The organism is Blautia sp. AF32-4BH (assembly GCF_003460565.1).
GTDB classification, from domain to species: Bacteria; Bacillota; Clostridia; order Lachnospirales; family Lachnospiraceae; genus Fusicatenibacter; species Fusicatenibacter saccharivorans.
In genome coordinates this window covers 42,535-69,123 of record NZ_QTVL01000019.1, presented here as the reverse complement: position 1 = coordinate 69,123, position 26,589 = coordinate 42,535, and the positions used below count along the sequence as shown (strand labels likewise).

General features: G+C 50.3%; 27 protein-coding genes. 6 read left to right on the top strand and 21 right to left on the bottom strand.

Annotation, left to right across the window (positions count from 1 at the left end):
• The 15 genes from DWZ44_RS16400 to DWZ44_RS16340 all read right to left on the bottom strand — a co-directional run.
• The coding region (locus DWZ44_RS16400) for a recombinase family protein (RefSeq protein WP_330411491.1) at positions 1-308 on the bottom strand (308 nt) is incomplete at its 3' end.
• A 73-nt stretch (positions 309-381) separates the two neighbouring features.
• The gene (locus DWZ44_RS19200; RefSeq protein WP_330411490.1) at positions 382-990 is read right to left on the bottom strand and encodes a GGDEF domain-containing protein; all 609 of its coding nucleotides are present in this window, start codon (positions 988-990) and stop codon (positions 382-384) included.
• A gap of 52 nt (positions 991-1,042) precedes the next feature.
• Entirely contained in the window at positions 1,043-1,192 is a 150-nt protein-coding gene (locus DWZ44_RS18300) for a hypothetical protein (RefSeq protein ID WP_158565943.1), read from the bottom strand.
• A 114-nt stretch (positions 1,193-1,306) separates the two neighbouring features.
• On the bottom strand, positions 1,307-1,519 hold the full coding sequence (locus DWZ44_RS16390) for a DUF378 domain-containing protein (RefSeq protein ID WP_055228257.1): 213 nt from the start codon (positions 1,517-1,519) through the stop codon (positions 1,307-1,309).
• A gap of 163 nt (positions 1,520-1,682) precedes the next feature.
• Entirely contained in the window at positions 1,683-3,119 is a 1,437-nt protein-coding gene (gatB, locus tag DWZ44_RS16385) for an Asp-tRNA(Asn)/Glu-tRNA(Gln) amidotransferase subunit GatB (protein WP_055217758.1), read from the bottom strand.
• Positions 3,120-3,134: 15 nt separating this feature from the next.
• Positions 3,135-4,595: an Asp-tRNA(Asn)/Glu-tRNA(Gln) amidotransferase subunit GatA gene (gene gatA / locus DWZ44_RS16380; RefSeq protein ID WP_117805348.1), complete on the bottom strand. Its 1,461-nt coding sequence runs from the start codon at positions 4,593-4,595 to the stop codon at positions 3,135-3,137.
• A gap of 15 nt (positions 4,596-4,610) precedes the next feature.
• On the bottom strand, positions 4,611-4,904 hold the full coding sequence (gene gatC, locus DWZ44_RS16375) for an Asp-tRNA(Asn)/Glu-tRNA(Gln) amidotransferase subunit GatC (RefSeq protein WP_055228254.1): 294 nt from the start codon (positions 4,902-4,904) through the stop codon (positions 4,611-4,613).
• Positions 4,905-4,943: 39 nt separating this feature from the next.
• Complete coding sequence (aspS, locus tag DWZ44_RS16370; RefSeq protein WP_117761553.1) at positions 4,944-6,272, bottom strand: aspartate--tRNA(Asn) ligase; 1,329 nt, start codon at positions 6,270-6,272, stop codon at positions 4,944-4,946.
• A 194-nt stretch (positions 6,273-6,466) separates the two neighbouring features.
• A complete protein-coding gene (locus tag DWZ44_RS18295) occupies positions 6,467-6,616 on the bottom strand; it encodes a hypothetical protein (protein WP_158555021.1) in 150 nt (49 codons plus the stop codon).
• Between the two features lie 167 nt (positions 6,617-6,783).
• On the bottom strand, positions 6,784-7,998 hold the full coding sequence (locus DWZ44_RS16365) for an LL-diaminopimelate aminotransferase (protein WP_055265995.1): 1,215 nt from the start codon (positions 7,996-7,998) through the stop codon (positions 6,784-6,786).
• A gap of 27 nt (positions 7,999-8,025) precedes the next feature.
• On the bottom strand, positions 8,026-8,574 hold the full coding sequence (locus DWZ44_RS16360; protein ID WP_022462354.1) for an ANTAR domain-containing response regulator: 549 nt from the start codon (positions 8,572-8,574) through the stop codon (positions 8,026-8,028).
• 23 nt (positions 8,575-8,597) lie between these two features.
• Complete coding sequence (glnA, locus tag DWZ44_RS16355) at positions 8,598-9,929, bottom strand: type I glutamate--ammonia ligase (RefSeq protein WP_117761554.1); 1,332 nt, start codon at positions 9,927-9,929, stop codon at positions 8,598-8,600.
• A gap of 139 nt (positions 9,930-10,068) precedes the next feature.
• Complete coding sequence (locus DWZ44_RS16350) at positions 10,069-11,553, bottom strand: glutamate synthase subunit beta (RefSeq protein WP_022462356.1); 1,485 nt, start codon at positions 11,551-11,553, stop codon at positions 10,069-10,071.
• A 14-nt stretch (positions 11,554-11,567) separates the two neighbouring features.
• Positions 11,568-16,106, bottom strand: coding sequence for a glutamate synthase large subunit (gene gltB / locus DWZ44_RS16345; protein WP_117761555.1), 4,539 nt, complete (start codon positions 16,104-16,106; stop codon positions 11,568-11,570).
• A 229-nt stretch (positions 16,107-16,335) separates the two neighbouring features.
• Positions 16,336-17,946: a CTP synthase gene (locus tag DWZ44_RS16340; RefSeq protein WP_117761556.1), complete on the bottom strand. Its 1,611-nt coding sequence runs from the start codon at positions 17,944-17,946 to the stop codon at positions 16,336-16,338.
• Positions 17,947-18,410: 464 nt separating this feature from the next.
• Between DWZ44_RS16340 and purF the strand changes: the two genes are divergently transcribed.
• The 4 genes from purF to DWZ44_RS16320 all read left to right on the top strand — a co-directional run bounded on the left by purF (position 18,411) and on the right by DWZ44_RS16320 (position 22,434).
• Complete coding sequence (purF, locus tag DWZ44_RS16335) at positions 18,411-19,847, top strand: amidophosphoribosyltransferase (protein ID WP_117761558.1); 1,437 nt, start codon at positions 18,411-18,413, stop codon at positions 19,845-19,847.
• Positions 19,848-19,967: 120 nt separating this feature from the next.
• A complete protein-coding gene (locus tag DWZ44_RS16330) occupies positions 19,968-21,668 on the top strand; it encodes a S8 family peptidase (protein ID WP_158565941.1) in 1,701 nt (566 codons plus the stop codon).
• A gap of 146 nt (positions 21,669-21,814) precedes the next feature.
• Entirely contained in the window at positions 21,815-22,057 is a 243-nt protein-coding gene (locus DWZ44_RS16325) for a helix-turn-helix transcriptional regulator (RefSeq protein WP_022462361.1), read from the top strand.
• A 92-nt stretch (positions 22,058-22,149) separates the two neighbouring features.
• On the top strand, positions 22,150-22,434 hold the full coding sequence (locus tag DWZ44_RS16320) for a hypothetical protein (protein ID WP_055228247.1): 285 nt from the start codon (positions 22,150-22,152) through the stop codon (positions 22,432-22,434).
• An 88-nt stretch (positions 22,435-22,522) separates the two neighbouring features.
• Here the strand turns inward: DWZ44_RS16320 and DWZ44_RS18505 are convergent, their stop codons facing one another.
• Entirely contained in the window at positions 22,523-22,672 is a 150-nt protein-coding gene (locus tag DWZ44_RS18505; protein ID WP_172680771.1) for a hypothetical protein, read from the bottom strand.
• A gap of 137 nt (positions 22,673-22,809) precedes the next feature.
• On the opposite strand from DWZ44_RS18505, the gene DWZ44_RS16310 reads away from it, so the two are divergent.
• Both DWZ44_RS16310 and DWZ44_RS16305 read left to right on the top strand, forming a co-directional pair.
• Complete coding sequence (locus tag DWZ44_RS16310) at positions 22,810-23,172, top strand: hypothetical protein (RefSeq protein WP_055217741.1); 363 nt, start codon at positions 22,810-22,812, stop codon at positions 23,170-23,172.
• Positions 23,169-23,468 carry a hypothetical protein gene (locus DWZ44_RS16305; RefSeq protein ID WP_022461427.1) on the top strand — a complete coding sequence of 100 codons (300 nt, stop codon included), beginning with the start codon at positions 23,169-23,171 and terminating at the stop codon, positions 23,466-23,468. The genes DWZ44_RS16310 and DWZ44_RS16305 overlap by 4 nt, the downstream gene beginning before the upstream one ends.
• Before the next feature lie 76 nt (positions 23,469-23,544).
• Here DWZ44_RS16305 and pgsA read toward each other — a convergent pair whose 3' ends face one another.
• The 5 genes from pgsA to DWZ44_RS16280 are packed head-to-tail and all read right to left on the bottom strand — an operon-like array spanning position 23,545 to position 26,584.
• Positions 23,545-24,081 (bottom strand): CDP-diacylglycerol--glycerol-3-phosphate 3-phosphatidyltransferase, encoded by a 537-nt coding sequence (gene pgsA / locus DWZ44_RS16300; protein ID WP_055228244.1) that lies wholly within the window; start codon positions 24,079-24,081, stop codon positions 23,545-23,547.
• Positions 24,078-25,403, bottom strand: coding sequence for a 30S ribosomal protein S12 methylthiotransferase RimO (rimO, locus tag DWZ44_RS16295; RefSeq protein ID WP_055217739.1), 1,326 nt, complete (start codon positions 25,401-25,403; stop codon positions 24,078-24,080). The genes pgsA and rimO overlap by 4 nt, the downstream gene beginning before the upstream one ends.
• A gap of 1 nt (position 25,404) precedes the next feature.
• Positions 25,405-25,683 (bottom strand): DNA-directed RNA polymerase subunit omega, encoded by a 279-nt coding sequence (gene rpoZ, locus DWZ44_RS16290; protein WP_022461424.1) that lies wholly within the window; start codon positions 25,681-25,683, stop codon positions 25,405-25,407.
• Positions 25,684-25,698: 15 nt separating this feature from the next.
• The gene (gmk, locus tag DWZ44_RS16285) at positions 25,699-26,313 is read right to left on the bottom strand and encodes a guanylate kinase (RefSeq protein ID WP_022461423.1); all 615 of its coding nucleotides are present in this window, start codon (positions 26,311-26,313) and stop codon (positions 25,699-25,701) included.
• The gene (locus DWZ44_RS16280) at positions 26,306-26,584 is read right to left on the bottom strand and encodes a DUF370 domain-containing protein (protein ID WP_055218332.1); all 279 of its coding nucleotides are present in this window, start codon (positions 26,582-26,584) and stop codon (positions 26,306-26,308) included. Before DWZ44_RS16280 ends, gmk begins: the two co-directional genes overlap by 8 nt.
• Positions 26,585-26,589 lie beyond the last annotated feature (5 nt).

Here is a 26,589-nt window from a genome sequence, read left to right as displayed (position 1 = left end):
ATAATCTGACCGACTTTCAGATAGTCACGACCCATGCGGCTCATGTCCTTGATGCACAAATACTCCACATTCCCGGCTTCCACTTCTTTCATCATTGCTAAAAATCCGGGACGGTCAAAGCAAGTACCACTAATGCCATCGTCCGTGAAATGGACAATGTTTGTAAAGCCCTGCCGTGCGGCGAACTCCTCCAACATTGCCTTTTGATTGGATATGGAATTGCTCTCACGCTGTTGGTCATCATCTTTGCCAAAGTCATCACGGCTCAGTCGTTCGTACAGAGCTGTGATTTTCTCATTTTTTCTCATAACTTGCGCTCCTTTCTTCGGTTTTAGGTTGTGTGTTCTAAGAGACTTCCCAACCGCTTGATTAAGAAGTCTTTTAGAGCATACAACACCCGAGGCGCAGAACTACGTCCTTGTCCCGGCAGGATTTCTGCATCGTCTCTGCAACGGCGATAATAACCTTATCCCCTGTCGAGTGTCCATACGTATCGTTGATTGTTTTGAATTTGTCACAATCAATCAGGCAAAGCAGACCTCCTGTTTTTTCCTGCAGCAGATGGGAAATCTGTCTTTCCCCGCTTCCACGGTTATACAATCCCGTCATAAGATCCGTCTGTGCCAGATAAATCAAGCGGTTCTCACGTTTTTTCTCTTCTTCGATACACTCAATACAAAACAGCACATGCAGAAGCCTTCCATTTTCATCGTAATCAACAGGAATGAATCTGCTCCGGCACCAGCCTGTTTTTTTATCGATAAATTCGTGTATGATACTGTTTTTTCCGGCGAGCCGCTCTTCCAGCGTATTGAGATTGATAAATGCAGCAGTTTCTTCCAGTTGTGATTCCATGCACATTTTCTCTGCCATGCACTTCGCATGCCCGCCAAAATCGTCTATGATCTCATATTCCCCCATTTGGGCTGCACTCTGCGATGTTGTCTTTACAATATGATATTTCTGCGTCTGCACATTAATATAATGCATCGACTCATAAAAATTGCTGCAAGGGCAATCCATTCAGCAAGATCTATCACATTCAAACCAGATAGTTACTCACATACACAATACCTCTTTCCAGACTCCCAGGACTTCCGCTGAATGCCCACGCTGCGGCATCACTCGCCAGAAGAACGGCACAGGAAAGCTGCATCAGAAGTATCCGGTATTTTTTCTTTTTCTGATCCATATCCCTGCTCAAAACCATACAGAGGGCCGCAATATTTGTTTTGTCCTTCCTAAAACAGCAAAAGAAAACCCTCTCATACCGCCTTTCTCTGCGTATATGAGAGGGTTCCTGTTCTTACGCCTGTCCCAGTACGTGGTCGGAAATTCTTCCGTAGACGGAGATCAGGTAGAGACCGCAGATGCCGACAACCGCGTAGATGATGCGGCTCAGCCACGTCATGTTTCCGAAGATCAGGGCGACGAGGTCGAGGCGGAAGAATCCGATCAAGCCCCAGTTGACGGCTCCGATGATTGCAACGGTGAGTGCGGTGTAATCCAGTCCTTTCATGTAAAGAAACCTCCTTTTTCCGGATTTTGTATCGTCTTTTTATCTCTTCCGGTTTCTTTATAAAGAATTTCCCAAAAGGAGGCAGATTATGCATTTTCTTTGATTTTTCGGGCTGAAAAATGGAGACCATTTCCAGGCCTCCATTCGTGCAATTTTGTTTTCTTTATTCAGACAGCAGCTTCTGCAGCAGCTCTCCTGCTGCTGCCGGGTTGGCTTTGCCTTTCATTTCTTTCATGACCTGGCCGACCAGAAATCCGAGGACTTTTGTCTTTCCGGATTTGTACTGCTCTACCGGGCCAGGGTTGTTTTCCAGAACTTTTCTCGCAGTTTCTTCCAGAAGGCCGGTGTCGTTTACGGTTTTCAGTCCGTGCTCCTCGACGTATGCTTCCGGATCGACATCCTCTGCAAAGATCTGCTCAAATACCTCTTTTGCCACCTGGTTGTTGACCGATCCGGCTTCTGCCAGTTCGATCAGGGATGCCAGATGCTTCGGTGAAAACTGCAGATCCTCCGGCTCCTGGCCGTTCTCCTTTAAGAGACGTAAGGTCTCGCCCATCAGCCAGTTTGCCACTTTTTTCGGTTTGCCGCAGAGCGCCGTCGTCTCCTCAAAGAGATCGGACAGCTTCTTGGAACCGGTCAGAATGCCCGCATCGTACTGCGGCAGTCCGTACTGCTCCACGTAGCGTGCCTGTTTTTCCGGCTGGAATTCCGGCATGGATTTCACAATGCGGTCGATCCACTCGTCGGAAATGTGCACCGGCGGCAGATCCGGGTCCGGGAAGTAGCGGTAATCCTTCGCATCCTCTTTCGAACGCATCGCGTAGGAATACTCTTTGTTGTCGTCCCAGCGGCGGGTCTCCTGGACAACGGCTTTTCCTTCCTCGATCAGCTCGATCTGTCTTGCACGCTCTCCCTCGATCGCTCTTCCGATTGCCTTAAAGGAGTTCAGGTTCTTCATTTCGGTACGTGTTCCGAATTTCTCACTTCCAACCTCACGGACCGAAAGGTTGACATCGGCACGCATCGAGCCCTCCTGCAGTTTGCAGTCGGATGCGCCGAGATACTGAATCATCATACGCAGTTTTTCCAGATAAGCGATAACCTCTTCCGCAGAGCGCATATCCGGCTCGGATACAATCTCGATCAGCGGAACGCCGCTTCGGTTGTAGTCGACGAGTGAGCAATCCTCCCACTCATCGTGGATCAGCTTTCCGGCATCCTCCTCCATGTGGATCTCATGAATGCCGATTTTCTTCTTTCCCGCTGCGGTGTCAATCTCGACATATCCATCGTGGCAGATCGGCAGATACAGCTGGGAAATCTGATAGTTCTGCGGGTTGTCCGGGTAGAAATAGTTCTTCCGGTCGAATTTGCAGAGCTGGTTGATTTTGCAGTTTGCAGCCAGTCCGACGCGCAGGGCGTAATCGACAACCTTCTTATTTAATACCGGAAGGGATCCCGGCATACCGGTGCAGACCGGGCAGGTGTGGGTGTTCGGCGCACCGCCGAATGCGGTAGAGCAGCCGCAAAAAATTTTTGTTCTCGTCGCAAGCTCCACATGTACTTCAAGTCCGATGACGGTTTCATACTGTTTTGACATTGTTTTGCTTCCTCCTTACCATTTTTCTGGCTGCCCGAATGCACCGCGTGCCTGCTCATAGGTGTATGCTGCACGGAACAGTTTTTTCTCTGAGAAACAGTCTCCGATAAGCTGCATGCCGATCGGAAGCCCCTTGTCATCCATGCCGCACGGAACGGTGATGCCCGGAAGGCCGGCGAGGTTGACCGATACGGTGTAAATGTCGCCCAGATACATCTGTAAAGGATCCGAAAGCGAATCGCCAAGACGCGGTGCGGTCGATGGTGCTGCCGGGCTTAAAATCATATCGTATTTTTCAAATGCGCGGTCAAACTCTTTTTTAATCAGGGCTTTCGTGCGCAGTGCTTTCAGATAATACGCATCGTAGTAACCGGAGCTTAAGACGAAGCTTCCCAGCATAATCCGTCGTTTCACCTCCGGACCGAAGCCCTCAGAACGGCTCTTCTTATACATATCGTGGAGTCCTTCGTACTCTTTGGCACGGAAGCCGTATTTCACGCCGTCGAAGCGTTCCAGGTTGGAGCTTGCCTCAGCGGATGCAATAACGTAGTAAGCCGGAATGGCATAATCAATGAGGTCGAGATCGAAATACTCTACTTCTGCTCCGCGTGCCTTCAGGACATCGGCAGCTTTTAAAATGGATTCCTTCACCTGCGGATCCAGGCCTTCGCCGAAGCAGCTGTTCGGAATACCGATTTTCAGATCGGAGACATCTTCTTTTAAAGCGCTCATGAAATCGTAATCGTCGCGTTTCATCGATGTCGCATCTTTTGCATCATACGAAGCGACCGTCTGCAGCAGTGCTGCACAGTCTGTCACATCCTTTGCGACCGGTCCGATCTGGTCAAGGGAGGAACCATAAGCGATCAGTCCGTAACGGGAAACGGTGCCGTACGTCGGTTTCATGCCGGTTACGCCGCAGAAGGAACTCGGCTGACGGATCGATCCGCCGGTATCGGAGCCAAGTGCCATCGGTACTTCTCCTGCTGCAACGGCTGCGCAGGAACCGCCGGAGGAACCGCCTGGAACGTGTTCGGTGTTCCATGGATTTTTCGTCACGCCGTACGCGGAAGTCTCTGTCGTACTTCCCATCGCAAACTCATCCATGTTTGTCTTTCCGATGATAACGGCTCCCGCCTCTTCGAGCCGTGTGATAACCTCTGCATCGTACGTCGGAACAAAGTTCTGCAGGATCTTTGACGCACACGTCGTCGCAAGACCTTTCGTACAGATGTTGTCCTTGACCGCAATCGGAACGCCGGCCAGCGGACCGGTGAGCTCTCCTGCGTCAATTTTCTTCTGCACTTCTGCCGCGCGTGCTCTTGCACCCTTTTCATCCACAAGAAGGAATGCGTGAATTGATTCTTCCGATGCTTTGACTGCCGCAAGAGACGCTTCTACAGCGTCCGCTACAGTGATCTTTCCTTCTTTGATTGCGGCAGAAAGCTGTACTGCTGTCATATCTTTGATTTCCATATCAATCTCCTCCTGCTATTCTACCGTTTTCGGAACCTTGTACTGGCCCTCTTTGACTTCCGGTGCATTGGTAAGCATTGCATCGCGGTCGTCGCCATTGGTTACTTCATCCTCGCGGAATACATTTCCCATCTCGAAAATGTGGGTCATCGGCTCGACCTTGCTGGTGTCGAGCTCGTTTAATTTATCTACATAATCCAGCATCTTCTGCATATCCTGCCGTGCGGATTCTTTTTCCTCATCCTTTAATTCCAGCTTTGCCAGGATGCCGACATATTCCATCGTTTCATCTGAAATCACATTTGCCATTTCACTCATTCTCCTTTTTCATTTTCCAGCAGGATCCGCTTACGGCTCCAGTCTTGTAAGATCACGCGGGAACAGCGTTGTCTCGCGGACGTTGTCCTCACCGATCAGCTTCATGGTTAGACGCTCCAGACCGATGCCAAGACCTCCGTGCGGCGGCATACCGTGTTTGAAAGCACTTAAATACTGCTCCATGCCCTCTTCTGTCATGCCGCGGGCTGCGATCTTTTCAGAGAGCATCTTGTAATCGTGGATACGCTGGCCTCCGGTTGTAATCTCCAGACCGTGGAACAGCAGGTCGAAGCTCTTTGTGTATCTCTTATCCTCCGGGTCGTCCATCGCATAGAACGGTCTCTTTTTCGACGGATATTCGGTGACGAATACGAAGTCTGCATCGTACTCCTCTTTGAAATACTGGCCGATCAGAAGCTCCTCCTCTGGCTCAAGGTCGAACGGGTTGCGGATCTTTCGGTTGTATTTCTCGGCTACCAGCTCTTTCGCTTTCGTGAACGGTACAGTTGGGATTTCTTCTGTCTTTGGAAGCATAACTTTCAGGATCTCCAGCTCTTTTGCGTAATCCTTTTTAAGAAGCTCCGCCATGTACTGTAAAAATCCGGTTTCCATTGCCATGATGTCGGTGTAATCCTCGATGTAGCCCATCTCAAAGTCAAGGCTGGTATACTCGTTCAGATGACGTTTCGTGTTGTGTTTCTCTGCACGGAAAACCGGTCCAACTTCAAAGACACGGTCAAACACGCCGACGAGCATCTGTTTGTAGAACTGCGGGCTCTGTGCAAGGACAGCCGGGCGGTGGAAATATTCCAGCTTGAAGATGTTTGCGCCGCCTTCAGCGCCTTTCGCGCCGATCTTCGGTGTATGGATTTCGGTGAATCCCTGGGAATGAAGGAAATCACGGAACGCCCGTACCACGCCTTCCTGGATGCGGAATTTTGCACGCTCTCTGACGTTTCGAAGAGCGATCGGCCGCATGTTCAGCATTGCTTCAAGGGAGGTGTTCATTTTCCATTTGTTGACTGCGAGCGGCATTGGCTCGGTCGGCTCGGAAAGAACGGTGATGGTCTGCAGCCTGACTTCGACGCCGCCCGGTGCGCGGTCCTCTTTTTTGACCGTTCCGGTTACGGCAACTGCCGATTCCTCTTTCAGATCTTTCAGCGGGAAGTCAACACTTCCTTCTTCGTACACACACTGAACGAGTCCCTCGCTCTTTCTTAAGATGACAAAGGCAACCTCGCCCATGTCACGGATGATGTGTACGGCTCCTTCGAGTTTTACTTCTGTGCCTTCCGGTATCTCCAGCAGAGTTTTTACGGAGATGTCTTCTTTTTTCTTTACGCCTGTCATAAATTCCATGTCTTGTTCTCCTCTCTTTCTCGCCTGTCCCGGATTGCGTTTTCAAATAAAAAAGTCCCGGAACAGTTTTTTAACTACTGTTCCGGGACGGGATATTTTATGTTCCCGCGGTACCACCCGCATTGCGTTTTTCTCTCCGGTTTTCCGGGGGAAAACGCCCACTCATTTATACTTAACGCGTATCACGGATCTGCCTACTTGATTTCCTGTTCGGATCTCATGTTCAGCAGACCGGCTCCGGAATGTTCCCCATTGTATGTTTCCTCCATGCTGATGCTCTCAGTCGGTGACATCGGCTTCCTGTCAGATTCCGCATACGGAGTTTCCTTCACTGCCTTTTTCATACTGTGCATTATAGCACAGCAGTTTTGCATTTGTAAACACCTAATTTTTACGGATTTTATATAAATTCTAATGCATTTTTTCGTGAATTTTATCTATACAAAATTATTTTTTCGCGTGTTTATAAAATTGCGCAGAAATTCCGTTTTATTGGTATTTCGCACACAATTTACAGTTTTTTGATTCTCTCCACTGCCTCTACTGTATTCTCATACGTACCGAATGCAGTCAGACGGAAGTAGCCTTCTCCGCTCGGGCCGAAGCCTGATCCTGGTGTTCCGACTACGTTTGCGTCTGCAAGCAGGTGATCAAAGAACTCCCAGGAAGTCATATTTCCCGGTGTTTTCAGCCAGATATACGGAGCGTTGACGCCGCCGGATACGGTGTAGCCTGCGCCCTTTAATCCGTCGTAGATGACTTTTGCGTTCTTCATGTAGTAAGCAACCTGCTCTTTTAACTGTGCTTTTCCTTCCGGAGAGTAAACAGCCTCGCCGGCTCTCTGGATGATGTACGGAGCTCCGTTGTATTTCGTTCCGTGACGGCGTGCCCACAGGCTGTGCAGAGTCACATCGCCGGATTTGATGTCTTTCGGGATAACGGTGAATCCAAGACGCATACCGGTAAAGCCTGCGTTCTTGGAGAAGCTGCGCATTTCGATGGCACATGTTCTTGCACCCTCGCACTCATAGATGGAATGCGGAATGTCTTTTTCTGAGATATATGCCTCGTATGCAGCATCATACAGGATGATGGCTCCTACTTTATTTGCATAATCAACCCATTTCTGCAGCTCGGCTTTGGAAACCATAGCGCCGGTCGGGTTGTTCGGGAAGCACAGATAAATCAGATCCGGGGTTTCTTTCGGGAGATCCGGGGTGAAGTTGTTTTCTGCAGTACACGGCATGTAAATCACATTCGTGAAACGCTCGGTTGCTGCGTCGTAGTCACCGGCACGGCCTGCCATTACGTTGGAGTCTACATAAACCGGATAAACCGGGTCGCATACAGCGATCTTGTTGTCCAGGCTGAAGATCTCCTGAATGTTGCTGCAGTCGCATTTTGCGCCGTCCGATACAAAAATTTCATCAGATGAGATATCGCATCCTCTGTCCCGATAATCATTTTTTGCGATGGTATCGCGAAGGAAAGCATATCCAAGATCTGGTGCATATCCGTGGAAGGTCTCTGCGTGTCCCATCTCATCCACTGCTCCGTGCAGCTTTTCAATGATCGCCGGTGCGATCGGCTGGGTTACGTCGCCGATTCCAAGACGGATGATTTTCGCGTCCGGATTTGCCTCGGTGTAAGCTGCAACTTTTTTTGCAATGGTGGAAAACAGATAGCTTCCCGGCAATTTCAGATAATTGTCATTGATTTTGAACATTATTATGTCGCTCCTTTTCACTTTTTCTTACTCTGTCAAAAGCGTCAGCACCATCTGTGCCGTTTCAACCAGATTGGTGCCGCTGTCCATGCTGCATTTCTGCATGTAGCGATGGGCCTCCGACTCGGTCATGTGATTTCGTTCGATCAGAAGGCTTTTTGCACGATCGATGATGTGCTGTTCCTCGGCGCTGCGCACCTTGGGCTTTGCCCGCTCTTTCTTTCTGCGCCGTGCCGCACTCTGCAGCATCATCTCCAGTGTATTGACCAGCTCGTACACGGAAAGCGGCATCGTAACCGCCATGATTCCGGTTCCCTCCACCGCACTTAATGCGCGGCTCGATGCAATCAGAAGCATCTGGAAGCCGGACGGCATACACTCATTCAGATCCGTAAAAAACATATCCGGAAGCTTGTAGCCGCAGATGACGATACCGCCGTTTAAGTTGTTCATCTCTCCGAGCGCCGCTGCCGCTGTCGAACAGACAGCATCGATTTCATATCCTCTTTTTGCCAGAATATCCCGGATGCGCTTTCCATCTTCTATTTTGGGAAGTACTATCACTATGCTGCTCATGCATTTTCAGGCCCCTTCGTCGTCTAAATACGGTACAGATATTTCTCGGTCTCCCAGTCGGATACCTGGCGGAGATACTCATGCCACTCTTCTTCTTTGGCATTGATATATCCATCCACAAATTCCTGGCCGAGTACCTGACACAGAAAATCGTCTTTCTTTAACTCTGCGACCGCTTCTCCAAGGCTTCCCGGGAGAAGGGTGATCTGCATCGCGTTTCGTTCTTCTTCTGTCAGATCGGAAATATTGCGGTCCACCGGGGACGGCGGAACGATTTTCTGTTTGATACCGTCAAGTCCTGCTGCCATGCAGACAGCAAGTGCTAGGTACGGATTGGCTGCCGAATCCGGGCATCGAAGCTCAATGGCCATGATACCGTCTCCCGTCAGCGGAATGCGGATCAGCGGGCTTCTGTTCTTTGCAGACCATGCCACGTAGATCGGTGCACCGTATCCCGGTGTCAGACGTTTGTAGGAGTTTACAAGCGGATTGGTAATCGCTGCGATTCCGCTGATGTGTTTCATCAGTCCGCCCATAAAGTAATATGCCTCTTTGCTGAGCCCGTATTCATCGGATTTGTCGGCAAACACATCTTTTCCCTCCTGAAACAGGGAGAAGGAAAGATGAAGACCCGATCCGTGAACTCCGGTTTTTGGTTTTGGCATAAAGGTTGCGTGAAGACCATGACGTTTTGCAATCGTACGGATAGCAAATTTGGCAGTCATCAGCTGATCTGCCGTCCGAAGTGCTGCAGCCGGACAGAAATCCAGTTCGTGCTGGCCTGCCGCTACCTCGTGGAAGGAAGACTCAACGTCGATTCCCATTTCTTCGAGAGTCAGCACCATATCGCGCCGCGCGTTTTCTCCCAGGTCCAGCGGTCCAAGATCCAGATAACCGCCTTTGTCGTGCGTTACACTCGTTGCTCCGCCGTCCTCATCGGTGTGGAACAGGAAAAATTCACACTCCGGTGAGATTTCAAACTCATAACCCATCGCTTTCGCTTCGGAAATTACCTTCTGAAGGATGGTTCGGGAACTCTTTGCATAAAGATTCCCCTCTCTATCATACACATCACAGATCAATCTTGCAACCTTTCCTTGCTGCGGACGCCACGGAAGTATTGCAAAGGTGTCGAGATCCGGGTGCAGAAACATGTCTGCTTCCTCGATGGTGACAAATCCTTCGAACGAAGAGCCATCGAAAACGCACTGATTATTCAGGGCTTTTTCCAGCTGTCCGGCGGTGATGGCCATATTTTTCATCATTCCAAACATATCGGTAAACTGCAGGCGGATAAATTCAACATCTTCTTCCTCCGCCATCTGAAGGATCGCTTCCTTCGTATACTTTGCCATATCGATTCTCTCCTTTATCAAAGACGATTCTAAACGAAAAGGGTGTTTTCACGCGGCAGGGCAGAAAGACACCTTGCGTAAAAACACCCTTGTTTTGGGCATATTATAGCAGTTTTTCGCGTGTTTTGTCAAGAAAAACTTAGAGATTCGTGTATCCCATCAGGGATTCATCGACTGCCTTTGCTGCCTCGCGTCCCTCGCGGATCGCCCATACGACCAGGGACTGGCCGCGGTGCATATCGCCTGCGGTGAAGACATTTTCTTTTGTTGTCTGGTATTTTCCGTCATCTGTCTTCACGTTGGTGCGCTGGTTGACTTCCACTTTAAATGCATCGGTCACATATTTCTGGGATCCTAAAAAGCCTGCTGCAATAAGAACGAGATCTGCCGGGAGAATCTCTTCGGTTCCCTCAACCGGAACCATCATCATGCGGCCGGATTTCTCATCTTTTTTCGGTGTCAGTTTTACGGTCTTGATCTGGCAGACTTCACCTTTTTTGTTTTTGATAAATTCCGTTACGGTTGTCTGGTAAATCCGCGGATCATGGCCGAATACGGCGATTGCCTCTTCCTGGCCGTAATCCGTCTTGCAGATCTTCGGCCACTCCGGCCACGGATTGTTCTCGGCACGCTGATCCGGTGCTTTCGGCATCATCTCAAGCTGTGTCACAGATTTGGCACCGAGACGGATGGAAGTTCCGACACAGTCATTACCGGTGTCGCCGCCTCCGATGACAACAACGTGTTTGCCCTTGGCATCGATGTAGGCATGATCCTCAAAATTGGAATCCAGAAGACTCTTCGTTACGGAAGTCAGGAAATCGACAGCAAAGTAGATGCCCTTTGCATCTCTTCCCTCTGCCTTGATATCTCTTGGATTTGCCGCACCGCAGCAGAGCAGGACACGGTCAAATTCTTTTAAGAGTTTGTCAGCTTTTACATCTTTTCCGATATCAGCATTCGTCACAAACTCGATGCCCTCGGCCTTCATCAGATCCACACGGCGGTCGATGACGCTCTTATCGAGTTTCATGTTCGGAATACCGTAGCGTAAAAGTCCGCCCACGCGGTCGCGGCGTTCAAAGACCGTAACAGAATGGCCGCGGCGGTTGAGCTGCATCGCTGCTGCAAGGCCGGAAGGACCGCTTCCTACAACGGCAACGCGTTTTCCGGTGCGCACTTTCGGCGGCTGCGGCGTAATCAGGCCGGTTGCCCATGCGTTTTCGATGATCGCGCGTTCATTTTCCTTCGTGCAGACCGGGTCTCCGTTTACGTTGCATGTACAGGCTGCTTCGCAGAGTGCCGGGCAGACACGGGAGGTAAATTCCGGAAAACAGTTTGTCTTGGTGAGGCGGCGGTATGCCTGCTCATAGTTTCCAAGATACACAAGGTCATTCCACTCCGGAACGAGGTTCTGCAGCGGACAGCCGGAGGCCATTCCCGCAATCATGGTTCCCGCCTGGCAGAACGGTACACCGCATGCCATACAGCGGGCAGCCTGCATCTGCTGTTCCTTTTTCGGGAGCTGCAGATGAAATTCCTTAAAGTTTTTGATACGCTCAAGCGGGGCAACGGTGTTTCCCGTCTTGCGCTGATATTCCATAAATCCAGTTGGCTTACCCATAATTCTTCTTCCTCCTACTTACGCATGCTTTCGTAAAATGCTTCAATCTGTGCCTGTTCGCTGCTAAGGCCCTTGTCTTCCATCTGGGCACTCAGCATCATCATGCGCTTATAGTCATTCGGAATGATCTTCTTGAATTTCGGCAGATATTCGTCAAAGTGTGTGAGAATTTCTTTACCTTTTTCAGAGCCGGTGTGTGCGACGTGTTTTTCAATCATGTTTTTCAGCTCTGCAATATCGTATTTGCTTTCTACCAGTTCAATCGAAATCATTTCCTTGTTCAAATTGCGGTACAGGTTGCTCTTTTCATCCAGGACATAAGCGATACCGCCGCTCATGCCGGCTGCAAAGTTCTTTCCGGTTGCGCCGAGGACAACGACACGGCCGCCGGTCATATACTCGCATCCATGCTCACCGACACCCTCGACAACGGCGTAAGCACCGGAGTTTCTGACACAGAAACGCTCTCCTGCGATACCGTTGATGTACGCCTCACCGCTCGTTGCGCCGTAGAGGGCAACGTTTCCGACGATGATGTTTTCTTCCGGTTTATACTTTCTTGCTTTCGGCGGGTAGACAACCAGTTTTCCGCCAGAGAGGCCTTTTCCGAAGTAATCGTTCGAATCGCCCTCAAGTTCCAGGGTCAGTCCTTTTGGAATAAATGCTCCGAAGCTCTGTCCGCCGGCACCCTTGCACTGTACGGTGTACGTATCCGGCTCCAGAGAGGTGCCGAATTTTCTGGTGATCTCGGCACCAAGAATCGTTCCCACGGTACGATCGGTGTTGGTGATCTCGACTTTGACGGTCTTCTTCTCTTTCTTATCCATTGCCGGACCGAATTTCTTTAAGAGTACCTTCTCATCCAGGGTTGCGCCAAGTTTGAAGTCGTAAACATCTTTCGGATCGAACGTTACCTTCTCGCCTGCTTTTGCAAACGGATTGTTCAGGATCTGGCTTAAGTCTACGCGGTCTGCGTGCTCGTTCGTCACTTTATCATTTCTCTTTAAGAAGTCGGAACGGCCGACCATCTCGTCAACGGTGCGGAAGCCAAGTTTTGCCATGTATTCCCGCATCTCTTCTGCGATGAAGCGCATGAAGTTGATGACGTACTCCGGTTTGCCGCGGAAACGTTTGCGCAGCTCCGGGTTCTGGGTTGCAATACCCATCGGGCAGGTATCGAGGTTGCAGACACGCATCATAACGCATCCCATCGTTACAAGCGGTGCGGTCGCAAAACCGAATTCCTCGGCGCCAAGGAGTGCTGCAATCACAACGTCACGGCCGCTCATCAGCTTACCATCGGTCTCGATCATGACACGGTTACGGAGGCCGTTTTTGATCAGCGTCTGATGGGTCTCGGCAAGGCCTAACTCCCATGGAAGTCCTGCATTGTGGATGGAACTTCTCGGTGCTGCTCCCGTTCCTCCATCATATCCGGAAATCAGGATAACCTGTGCTCCGGCTTTTGCAACACCGGCTGCGACAGTACCAACACCTGCTTCGGATACCAGTTTAACGGAGATTCTTGCATTCACATTCGAGTTTTTCAGGTCATAAATCAGCTGTGCAAGGTCCTCGATGGAGTAGATGTCGTGGTGCGGCGGCGGGGAAATCAGGGATACACCCGGTGTGGAGTGACGTGTTTTTGCAATCCACGGGTAAACCTTTCCGGCCGGTAAGTGGCCGCCCTCGCCCGGTTTTGCACCCTGAGCCATCTTGATCTGGATCTCTTTTGCACTGACAAGGTATTTGCTGGTAACGCCGAATCTTCCCGATGCTACCTGTTTGATCGCGGAGCATCTCTCCGGGGATTCGAGACGGTCATCACTCTCACCGCCCTCACCAGTGTTGGATTTTCCATGCAGACGGTTCATGGCAATTGCCAGTGTCTCATGTGCCTCCTGAGAAATAGAACCGTAGGACATCGCACCTGTTTTGAATCGTTTTACGATAGAATCTACGCTCTCAACTTCTTCGAGCGGAACGCCCTGCTCCGGATAATCGAAGTCCATCAGGCTCCGCAGATAGCCGCTCTCCTCGCTGTCGACCATTGCTGTGTACTCTTTGAACATCTTGTAGTCGCCGCGTCTTGTGGACTCCTGCAGTGTATGAATGGTGCGCGGATTGTAGCGGTGCTCCTCGCCCTGGCTTCTCGATTTATGACGGCCGATACTGTCCAGTGTCAGATCGGTAGACAGCTCCAGCGGATCGAATGCCTGGGAATGACGCTCATCGACATCTTTTGCAATGTCTTCCAGGGTAATACCGCCGACACGGCTGACCGTACCGGTGAAGTATTTGTCGATGACATCTGCTGAGATACCGATGGCCTCGAAGATCTGGGAACCCTGATACGACTGGATCGTGGAGATACCCATCTTCGCTGCGATTTTTACGATACCAGAGATGACTGCGTGGTTGTAATCTTCAACGGCTGCGTAGTAATCTTTCTTGATCATGCCCTCTTCGATCAGCTCATGGATCGTGTCGAGTGCCAGATACGGGTTGATTGCGCAGGCACCGTAGCCGAGCAGTGTTGCGAAATGGTGCACCTCGCGCGGCTCGCCGGACTCCAGAATAATCGCAAGAGAAGTTCTCTTTTTCGTTTTTACCAGATGCTGATGAACCGCAGATACAGCCAGGAGGGATGGAATCGCCACATGGTTCTCATCGACGCCGCGGTCAGAGAGAATCAGGATGTTGGCTCCTGCCCGGTGTGCACGGTCAACCTCGACGAAAAGGCGGTCCATCGCACGGTCAAGCGGTGCGCTCTTGTAGTAGGTGATCGGAACGGTCACTGCCTTGAAGCCTTCGACTTTCATGTTCTTGATCTTCAGCATATCGGTATTGGTCAGGATCGGATTGTTGATCTTTAATACCTGGCAGTTCTTCGGCTCCTCCTCAAGCAGATTTCCGTCACGTCCGACGTAAACGCTTGTGGAAGTTACGATCTCCTCACGGATGCAGTCGATCGGCGGGTTCGTTACCTGTGCGAAGAGCTGTTTGAAATAGTTGAACAGCGGCTGATGCTCATGGGAGAGAACGGCAAGCGGGGTATCGATACCCATCGAAGCGGTTGCCTCGACACCGTTTAATGCCATCTTTCCGATGGAGGAACGGTACTCCTCGTAGGTGTAGCCGAACGCTTTCTGCAGGCGCATCCGCTCTTCTTTCGTGTACTCTTCGACCGGCAGATTCGGGATTTTGATATCCTTTAACTGTACCAGATAACTGTCGAGCCATTCGCCGTACGGCTGTTTCTTTGCGTAATATTCTTTGACTTCCTCATCGTTTAAGACTTTTCCCTGTACGGTGTTGACGAGAAGCATCTTGCCCGGATGGAGACGCTCTTTTAAGACGATTTTTTCTTCCGGAACTTCCAGAACACCGACCTCAGAGGAAAGGATCAGGAATCCATCGTTGGTGATGTAGTAACGGGAAGGACGAAGACCGTTGCGGTCGAGCACTGCTCCCATCACATCTCCGTCGGAGAACAGGATCGATGCCGGTCCGTCCCACGGCTCCATCATCGTTGCATAATACTGATAGAAATCACGTTTCTCCTGGGAAATCGTATCGTTGTTTGCCCATGGCTCCGGGATCGTGATCATGACAGCCAGCGGAAGATCCATACCGCTCATGGTCAGGAACTCGAGTGTATTGTCGAGCATTGCAGAGTCAGAACCCTGGGTGTTGACAACCGGCAGAACCTTGTGCAGTTCATCCTGCAGCATCGGAGAGGACATCGTCTCCTCACGGGCCAGCATCTTGTCGGCGTTTCCGCGGATGGTGTTGATCTCGCCGTTGTGTACGATGAAACGGTTCGGATGGGCTCTCTCCCAACTTGGGTTCGTGTTCGTGCTGAACCGGGAATGCACCATGGCGATTGCAGATTCATAATCGACATCCTGCAGATCGCGGAAGAAGGTGCGGAGCTGTCCTACGAGGAACATACCTTTGTATACGATGGTACGGCTGGAAAGGGATGGCACGTAGGTGTTGTCGTTGCTCTGTTCGAAAACACGGCGTACGACGTACAGACGACGGTCGAAAGCGATTCCCTTTTCCACATCCTCCGGTTTTTTGATGAATGCCTGCATGATGTAAGGCATACACTCTCTTGCCTTATGGCCGAGAACTTCCGGAACGGTCGGCACGTTTCTCCATCCAAGGAGTTCCAGTCCCTCTTTTTCCACGATGATCTCAAACATCTTTTTTGCCTGGTTCCGTTTCAGCTCATTTTGTGGGAAGAAGAATACGCCGACGCCGTATTCCCGTTCTCCGCCTAATGAAAAACCGAGGGTCGAACAGGCTTTGGAAAAGAATTTGTGCGATATCTGCAACAAGATTCCTACTCCGTCTCCTGTTTTACCCTCGGCGTCTTTGCCGGCTCTATGTTCAAGATTTTCTACGATTTTTAATGCGTTTTCTACGGTCGCATGGGATTTTTCACCTTTGATATTCACGACGGCTCCGATACCGCAGTTGTCGTGTTCAAAGGAAGAACGGTACAGCCCTTCTTCTCCCATGACACGCTCTTTGCTCTGTGTCATACGGCTTCCCTTCCTTTACTTTCCTTATTTTCGGTTATCCTTTGTCTTTTCTGAAAAGAATGGAGGGGAATCTTTTGTTCCCCGCCGTTCTTTCTGGATTGCCCTTACTATACTCTATTTTTTTCGTCCTGTAAAGAGCAAATTTAATTTTTATATAATTTTTTATATTTTTTCTTAACTTTCTTAGGTTATTACTGCATTTTACCTAATTTTTCATACCATTTATCGATTATTTTGCCGCATGGTACTCGGCTGCTGCTGCGATCAGGCCGCGGAACAGCGGATGCGGACGGTTCGGACGGGATTTGAACTCCGGATGTGCCTGCGTTGCGATGTAGAACGGATGATCTGAAAGTTCTACCATCTCAACGATTCTTCCGTCCGGAGAAACACCGGAGAGAACCATGCCGTTTTCGGTCAGTGCTTTCCGGAAATCGTTGTTTACTTCATAGCGGTGGCGGTGACGCTCGGAAATCTCTTTCTCACCGTACAACTCCTGTGCTTTCGATCCGTCTGCCAGGACGCATGGATATGCGCCGAGACGTAACGTACCGCCGATATCCTCGATTCCATCCTGATCCGGCATCAGTGCGATCACCGGGTGCATGGTGTTCGGGTTCATCTCGATGCTGTGTGCGTCGTGGTAACCGAGAATGTTTCTTGCATATTCAACAATCGTCAGCTGCATGCCGAGGCAGAGGCCGAGGAACGGAATCTTGTTCTCTCTTGCATATCGAATCGCTGTGATCATGCCTTCGATACCGCGGTTTCCGAATCCGCCCGGTACCAGAACACCGTCCACATCGCTCAGATACTCTGCCACGTTCTCCTCGGTTACCAGCTCGGAATCCACCCATTTCAGGTGTACGTTTGCATGGCTTGCAATTCCGCCGTGTTTTAATGCCTCAACAACGCTCAGGTATGCATCATGCAGCTGGATATACTTTCCGACGAGCGCAATCGTCACCTCTTTGTTCGGATGGCGGAGTGCTTCTACCATATGGGTCCAGTCGGACAGATCCGGTTCCGGGCATGGAAGGTGAAGGCTCTCGCAGACAACCTGCGCCAGGTTCTCTTTCTCCATGGCAAGCGGAGCTTCATACAGATACTCCACGTCCAGGTTCTGCAGAACATGGCTTGACGGAACGTTGCAGAACAGAGCAATTTTATCTTTGATCTCGGTGGTCAGCGGATGCTCGGACCGACATACGATGACATCCGGCTGAATACCGATTCCCTGCAGCTCTTTTACGCTCGCCTGCGTCGGTTTTGTTTTCATTTCACCGGAAGCTTTCAGATATGGAATCAGGGTAACGTGGATCAGAATGGCGTTCTCGTGTCCGACGTCATGCTGGAACTGGCGGATTGCCTCCAAAAACGGCTGGCTCTCGATATCGCCGACGGTTCCGCCGACCTCAATGATGGCAATACGCTCCTCGTCTACTTCTTTTCCGCGGTAGAAACGGCTCTTGATTTCGTTTGTAATGTGCGGAATGACCTGTACGGTGCCTCCGCCGAAATCACCGTGGCGTTCTTTCTGCAGAACAGACCAGTATACTTTTCCGGTCGTCACGTTGGAATTTTTATCCAGGCTCTCGTCGATGAAACGCTCGTAGTGGCCGAGATCGAGGTCTGTCTCTGTGCCGTCATCGGTAACGAAAACCTCGCCGTGCTGAATCGGGTTCATCGTACCCGGGTCAACGTTGATGTACGGGTCAAATTTCTGCATCGTCACTTTGTATCCTCGGGCTTTTAAAAGCCGTCCAAGGGACGCCGCCGTGATTCCCTTTCCAAGGCCGGAGACTACTCCGCCTGTCACAAAGACATATTTTACTGCCATATTGATTTCCTCCTGTTTTTCTCTTCTGATATTTTCTTTTCCGTCACAAGTTTCTCTAAAAGGAAATGTCGCCTGCCGGCGACATCTCTATGATGAAAGCCAGTTACTCCGCGCCTGCGTCGCTCCCGCAACTGCTGACAACATTCGTAATCCGGGCTATCGCCCTACTTACTCATGTCGTCTTGCCCGGCCAATATCTATGAATTCGCTCATGCAAGCATGGCTCATCCATAGCTGCTGTCCGGGGCTTTCATTCAAAATCAAAAACGATTATAACACATCTCGAATTTCCTGCAACTTTTTTTTACTATTTTTTATTATTTTCGACATTTTCCACGAAATCCTAAATTTCTGCACCATATTTTATACATATCACGATTTTCTTGACATCATCCGCAAAAATGAGTATGATAATCAATGTTTTTAAAACATGCAGGTCTACAACTGAAAAAAGGAGAATACCTATGCAGCCATCGTCAAACAATTGTTATGATACCGGTCTCCGGGAGGAATGTGGTGTTTTCGGCATTTACGATCTGGATGGTGCCGACGTCAGTCCTTCGATCTACTATGGCCTTTCCGCCCTGCAGCACAGAGGACAAGAGTCCTGCGGAATTGCCGTCTCTGACACCAGCGGTCCAAAGGGCCATGTGAAATCCTACAAAGGCCTTGGCCTTGTCAACGAAGTTTTCAAAGAATCCAAATTAGAAGAGCTGTCCGGCAATATCGGCATCGGCCATGTCCGGTACTCTACCACCGGTTCCACTACCGTAGAGAATGCACAGCCGCTCGTTCTGAATTATCTGAAAGGCTCCCTCGCCCTTGCGCACAACGGAAATCTGGTCAACGCTATGGAACTGCGCGAGCAGATGGAAAACACCGGCGCAATTTTTCACACTTCGATTGACTCTGAAATCATCGCCTACGGCATTGCGCGGGAACGCGTTCATTCCAAAACGGTAGAAGAAGCGATTCTGCGCACGGTAAAAGAAATCCGCGGCGCCTATGCCCTTGTCATCATGAGCCCGAGAAAACTCATCGGCGTGCGCGACCCATACGGCTTAAAACCGCTCTGCATCGGAAAGCGGGACAACGCCTGGGTTCTCGCCTCGGAAAGCTGCGCCCTCACTTCGATCGGCGCTGAATTCGTCCGCGATGTCGCTCCGGGAGAAATTGTAACGTTTGACAAAACCGGAAATCTGAAATCCGAATTTATGCCGGTTGACGTAAAAAAAGCGCATTGTATTTTTGAATATATTTATTTTGCCCGCCTCGACAGCAAAATAGACAACATCAGTGTCTATGAAGCCAGAATCCGCGGCGGCGCAACGCTTGCAAAGACCTATCCGGTTGACGCAGATCTTGTCTGCGGCGTTCCGGACTCCGGACTTGCCTCCGCAAAAGGCTATTCCGAAGAATCCGGCATTCCGTTCGGTCTTGCCTTCCACAAAAACAGCTATGTCGGCCGTACCTTTATCAAACCGACACAAAAGGAACGGGAATCCAGCGTAAAAATCAAGCTGAGTGTTCTGGAATCCGTCGTAAAAGGAAAACGAATTGTCCTCGTTGACGATTCCATTGTCCGCGGAACAACGATTTCGAATCTGATTACGATGCTGCGAAAAGCCGGTGCGACCGAGGTTCATGTCCGTATCAGTTCCCCGCCGTTCCTGTATCCATGCTATTTTGGAACCGATGTGCCTTCCAACAAGCAGTTGATCGCAAGCTCCCATTCCACCGAGGAAATCCGCCAGCAGATCGGAGCGGACTCCCTGGGCTACATGCCGATCGAAAAGCTCCAGAACATGGTCGGTGACCTGCCGATCTGTCGTGCATGCTTCGACAGTCATTATCCGATGGAAGTACCAAAGCAGGATATCAGCGCTCTTCTGGAAAGCTGATTTCGTTTTCTTTCCCCTTACCGTGCAGATCTTGCACCCGGTAGGGGGATTTCTTTTTTGAGCATGCATACTTTTCTGTATGGTTTGCATACAATACCTTCAAAAACAAAGGATCTCTTTATGGATCTTACGGACATCATCTATTCCAACGATTACATCAACATTCTGATTCAGAATTACGTGGCACAGTCCGAGCGGTACCAGATGCTCTTTCCGGAATCCAGTGCCCTTCTTACACTGAATTCGCAGTATTCCGTTCTCTTTCTCGAGCGCAGCCTGCTCCCGGAAAATCTCTTTGGTGAAATTCTTTTTACCGGACTCCCGAAACTTTTCACGCCGCTTTCCACCCTCTCTTTAGAAGTCTCCGGCATTGTACAGACGCAGAATCTCTACGGCGGCGGGTATACCGGCAAAAATGTAATCCTGGGTTTTCTGGACACCGGCATCGATTACCGCCACCCCGCCTTTCTGCGCAGCAACGGTCAGAGCCGGATTCTTTCCATCTGGGATCAGACCGACCGCACAGGCACACCGCCGCCGCAGTTTCCCTATGGCAGTCTCTACGAAAAGTCAGACCTTGACGATGCGCTTCGAAGCAGGGATCCTCTTTCTGTCGTTCCGGTCACGGATCCGGACGGACACGGAACATACGTCGCCGGAGTCGCTGGCGGTACTCCGAATGCGTCCGCCGGCTTTCTCGGTGCTGCACCGGAAGCCGATTTCGCTGTTGTTAAGTTAAAACCGGCGAAACAGAATCTGAAAGACTTTTATCTTGTCTCCACCAATGCTCCTGTCTTTGAAGAAGATGATCTTCTCTCTGCGATGCGTTTTCTAAACGAAGTCGCAGCCAGGGAGGGAAAACCACTGGTCATCTGTCTGGCACTTGGAACAAATCAGGGAAGTCATTCCGGAACCCTTCCCATCGCTCTGACGCTGGCGCGCTACGGAAATACGCCGGGCATTATTCCGGTCTGCGCCACCGGCAACGAGGGAAACGCCGCTCACCATTATTATGGCTCCGTATCCGAAAATGACTCCCCGAAAAATGTGGAGTTTCTCGTTTCCGAAGGCAGCCGCGGTTTTGTCCTGGAGTTCTGGGGACAGGTTCCGCAGCTTTTTTCCGTCGGATTCCGCTCTCCCGGCGGAGAAACGATTCCGCGGATTCCCGTCTCTTTGACTCAGGAACAGAGGATCACCTTTGTTCTGGAACGCACCGTCATCTACGTCAACTACGAAGTCGTTCAGACGACGACCGGCAGCCAGCTCATCCTGATCCGCATGCTGGATCCGACGCCCGGCATCTGGACACTTCAGGTTTACCGCGCCTTTCCTTCCCCGCCCGATTTCCACGTCTGGCTTCCGATTACCGGATTTTCCACTTCCGATGTGATCTTTCTGGAACCCGACCCGTACACGACACTGACGACACCCTCCGCCACCGTTCCCGTTCTGTCTCCCTCCACCTATCAGGCATCCAATAACAGTTTTTCACCGGAATCCGGACGCGGCTTTACCCGGCTTGGTGAAATCAAACCCGATTTTGCTTCCCCCGGGATTTCCGTCACCGGACCGGGACCAGCAGGCTCCTACGAAAACCGGAGCGGCGCAAGCGCGTCCGCTGCTATTACATCCGGTGCTGCCGCTCTCTTCCTGCAATGGGGCATTCAACGCACCCCATCCCGCTATTTTACGGCGCAGGAGCTGAAAAACTATCTGATCCGCGGCGCTGGCCGAACTGATACCATTACTTATCCAAGCCGCGAGTGGGGATACGGAAGATTGCAGTTATATCAGAGCTTTCTAAGCCTTATGACAAACTGATTTTCCCGCTCACAGGTTTGCTTCTATGGTATATCCGTTTGTTGATGCAAACTTTTAATGTGCAACTGCCTTGTTTTTGATTGTTTTCCGTTGTATCATTACGTATTATCATTATATTTATAAAACTAAAAGGGGGATTCCTGACTATGAATTACGAACGCTTGAACGATCTTCGCCTTCTTGGACTTACGATTGCCTACTATCGAAGAGCAAAAGGAATGACGCAGGCCGAACTTGCCGAGGCGGTACATATCAGTCGTACCCATATGAGCAACATCGAAGCGCCAAATACAAAAACCTCTATTTCGTTGAATCTTCTGTTCGATATCGCTGAGGCACTTGACATTCCGGTGAAAGAGCTTTTTGATTTTCAGGGACGCAGTCTGTAGGGTCTTTGAATTTTTCTCTTTAAGAGTAACCCCGCCCGGCAGTTTTTCATATCATGAATTGTAAGCAAAATGATTCCTTTGGAGGAACAAACATGAGTGATTTAGCTGCTACAAACTGTGGATGCGGATGTGACAACGGCTGTGGCTGCGATAATGGATGCGGTGTTTCCAACAACAACCTGTTCGGAAACAATGGCTGCAGTATTATCTGGATTCTGCTTCTCCTCTCCTGCTGCGGCGGATGTGGATGCGGAAACAACAACAATGGCTGCAATTCCGACTGCTGGCTCGTTCTGATTCTTCTGTTCTGCTGCGGCGGATGGAACAACAACGGCTGTGGATGCGGCAACAGCAATAACTGTGGATGCGGCTGCTGACCTTTTTTCAGTCCTCCCAGATGTTCGGGCAGAAAAAGCCCCGGGTGCGGATCAACCGCCCCGGGGCTTTTTTCACCAGAATTCTCTTTCAGCGAAACCGTTTCGGTTTCCGTGCTTCTCTTTCCCGCTTTTCCATCTCTTCTCTTTTTTCTTTTTTTCTCATACATTCCAGATCTATTTCATAAAAGGCATTCCCTTCGAGTACCTGTTTTCTTTTTGCTGTTTCTTTTCCATCCATTTTCCGGCGGTCTCCTTTTTCTTTCTTCCTCTTATCATATGTTTTTTCCCGCCTTCTGTCATTTTTTCCGGCCTGGAACATAAGATAAAGAGAAATAAAAAGACAAATGCAGGAATGCTGCCAGGAAGGATCTTAATTTGAATCAGGAACAGGAACAAAATGTGGAACAGATGACACCGCTGGACCAGATGATCGCACAGGATCAGCTTCAGATGCTGAAGGCTGCCATTCCCTACGCCTCCTTCGGCCTGCAGCCCTCCCTTGCGATTTTGAGCAAATGGCTCGAGCTCCAGCGGACCATTCAGCTTTTTTCCCGTCCGGCCGACCTTTCCATGATGTCTGTTGATGCCCCGCACGTCTCTCCGCTTGAGATGCTGCAGGATATTTCCCGTTTTGCCGCCGGTCCGCAGCGGGATCTTCTCTCCCAGATGTTTCAGACCATGCAGATGGTCCAGATGCTTCAGAATATAAATCCCGGAAATGAGGAGGATCTGCTATGAGTTCGGATGATAAGCAAAACGACTGGTCGCAGGACCCCTCTCTTTCCGGAATTGACTTTGCCCGGCTTCAGGCACTGCAGCAGATGGCCTCTCAGAGCCGTGGAAAATCCCAGGCGGAAATGATGCCGTTTCTTCTCTCCCTGATGCAGGGAAATCAGGGCGGCGCACAGTTTTCCGCCTCCGAGGCGGACCTGATCATCTCTGCCATCAAAGCCGGAAAATCCAAACAGGAAGCGGCAAAAATTGACCAGATGGTACGCCTCTTCCGCTCCGCTGCTTCCGGGAAAAAACGCTGAAAAACTACAAACCAAAAAACGCTGCCGGTCTGGAATCCCAAACCGGTCAGCGTTTTTATTCTGTGCTTTTTCCTGCCTAGTTCTGCATGGAAAGCACGTTTTTATTTTTTACCAGGTAATCAATCAGAGAAACAACGGTCAGAATCAGTGCAACCCAGATCAGCACGGTATTCAGCACGGAAAGTGCCGGAATGTCAGCGATCAGAAGAATGATCATAATCATCTGGCTGATTGTTTTCGATTTTCCCCACCAGCTTGCTGCGATGACAATTCCATTGTCCGAAGCAACCAGGCGGAAACCGCTGATGATAAATTCTCTTGCGATGATAATAATAACCATCCACGCCGGAAGCTTGTCCAGCTCTACAAAGCAGATCAGTGCAGAGCATACCAGCAGCTTATCTGCCAGCGGATCCATAAACTTTCCGAAATCGGTAATCAGATTGTCACGTCTTGCAATGTAGCCGTCCAGCGTATCCGTGATGCTGGCAGCGGCAAAGATTACCAGTGCAATCCATTTGGACGCGCTTCCGCCCACGCCAGACAGCAGGAAGAACACGAAAAACGGAATCATAATTACCCGCAGAATCGTTAATTTGTTTGGTAAATTCATTGGCTTATCTCTCCTATCAGATCATATTCCAGAGCACCGGTAATTTTCACTCTTACGAAGTCGCCGGATACGAGTGTTTCCGGTGTATTGACAAATACATAGCCGTCTACACCCGGTGCGTCCGCCTGGCTTCTGCCCACATAGGCATCCTCATCCGCCACTTTGCCCTCGATCATAACAAGAAGCTCCTGGCCGATCCTGCGCTCGCCGAGTTCTGCAGAGATATCCTGCTGCAGCTCCATCAGTTCTGCCTGACGGTCCAGTTTTACCTCCTCGTCGATCTGATGCTCCATCGCAGCAGCCGGTGTTCCCTCCTCCGGAGAGTAGGTGAATACGCCGAGACGGTCGAACTCCATGTCGTTGATAAACTCGAGGAGTTCTTTGTGCTGCTCTTTTGTCTCTCCCGGGAATCCTGTGATCAGCGTGGTGCGCAGTGTGATATCCGGCATCTCGCTTCTCAGGAAATCAATTTTGTCGATCAGCTCCTGTTTGGATGTTCTGCGACCCATGCGGCGCAGGATCTCATCGTTGGCATGCTGAATCGGCAGATCCAGGTAGTGACAGACTTTCGGCTCTTCCTTCATCGTCTGAACGAGTTCCGGATAGATGTCCTCCGGATAGCAGTACAGAATCCGGATCCAGTAGAGCTCCTGAATTTTGCAGAGCTCTTTTAACAGAAGGTGGAGAGACGGCTTTCCGTACAGATCGATACCATAAATGGTTGTCTCCTGCGCAACGAGAACGAGCTCTTTGACACCCTGTTCTGCCATCGTCTTCGCTTCTGCTATCAGTTCCTCCATCGGAACGGAGCGGTACGGTCCGCGCAGCTTCGGAATGATGCAGTAGGTACAGTGCTTGTCACAGCCCTCTGCAATTTTCAGATATTCGTAATGGCCGCCTGTCGTTACAACGCGCTGTGCGTCAATTTTCGGCAGTCCTTTCAGATCGGCATACTCCTGGAAGCGGTCGCCGCCGAGGACATCCTGAATGGCATCCAGGATTTTGTCATAGCTGTTCGTTCCAAGTACGGCGTCAACCTCCGGAATCTCCTCAATGATTTCATCGCGGTAGCGCTCTGCCATACAGCCCGTTACCAGAAGAACCTTACAGCTTCCCGCTGTACGGTACTTCGCCATTTCAAGAATATTTTGAATGCTTTCTTCTTTGGCGTCGTGGATAAAGCAGCATGTGTTTATCACGATAACCTCTGCATCTTCCTCGGAATCGGTGATCTCGAAGCCATGCTCTACCAGAAGACCCAGCATATGCTCGGAATCTACCAGGTTTTTATCGCATCCAAGGGAAATAAACAGAATTTTCATATTATTCAATTACTGGCTCCTCTTTTGTTTCCTCTTCCGCTTCAACTTCAGATTCCGGAAGGATTGTAACCTCTCCTTTGTACATCTCCTCTACGGCGATGGAAAGCGGTTTCATGCCTTTTTTCACTTTTACAAGCGGTTCAGCTCCGCCGATGATCTGTCTTGCACGTTTGCTTGTTGCAAGTACCAGAGAGTAACGGCTGCTGACAACCGGTGCCTCGTCCAGATCCTGGCCCTCGTTAATAGTTGCAATCAGTTCCTGATAAGATGGATGAATCATAATAAATGCTCCTTTCTATTTTTCCAGACTTTTTTTCATCTGTTCGATAAAGTCTTTCTGGTTGCTGCTCATGAAATGCTGGCTCTGAATGGTCTCATGCATCTGTTTTACGCAGGTTTCGAGGTCGTCGTTGATCAGGACATAATCGTACTGGTCCATGCCCTGTGCTTCCTCTTTTGCACGCTCCATTCTGCCTTTGATGACTTCTTCTGTTTCCGTTCCGCGTCCCCGGAGGCGTCGTTCCAGCTCCTCGGCGGTCGGCGGTGTGATGAACACAAGAAGGGTGTCCGGACGTTTTTCCTTGACCTGAAGTGCTCCCTGGATTTCAATCTCAAGCAGAACATCTTTTCCGGCATCCAGCTGCTCCTCTACGTATGCCTTCGGCGTTCCGTAGGAATGTTTTACGTAACGCGCATACTCGAGGAAGGCATCCTCTTCTACCATGCGGTCAAACTCTTCTTCTGTACGGAAAAAGTACGATACGCCGTCTTCCTCGCCCGGACGCGGGTCTCTTGTGGTGACGGAGATGGACAGCGCATAGTTGTCGTACTCCTCCATCAGGCGTTTCATCAGTGTTCCTTTTCCTGCTCCGGAAAAACCGGATACTACAGTAAGTATTCCTCTACTCATTTTCAGATTCCCCTCGCTCTTTTTCTGTTTCCCAGCCGCCGTTGAATCTACGGCTGATCGTTTCCGGCTGCAAAGCCGAAAGGATGATAAATTCTTCTCCGGTGATGAGCACTGCTTTCGTGCGTCTTCCCTGCGTCGCATCGATGATGCGGTTGCTTTCCTTTGCACGCTGCACCATACGCTTGACGGGCGCCGCCTCGGGACTCACCACTGCTATTATTTTATCCGAATTTACGACATTGCCGAATCCGATGTTGATCAGTTTTGCCACAATCC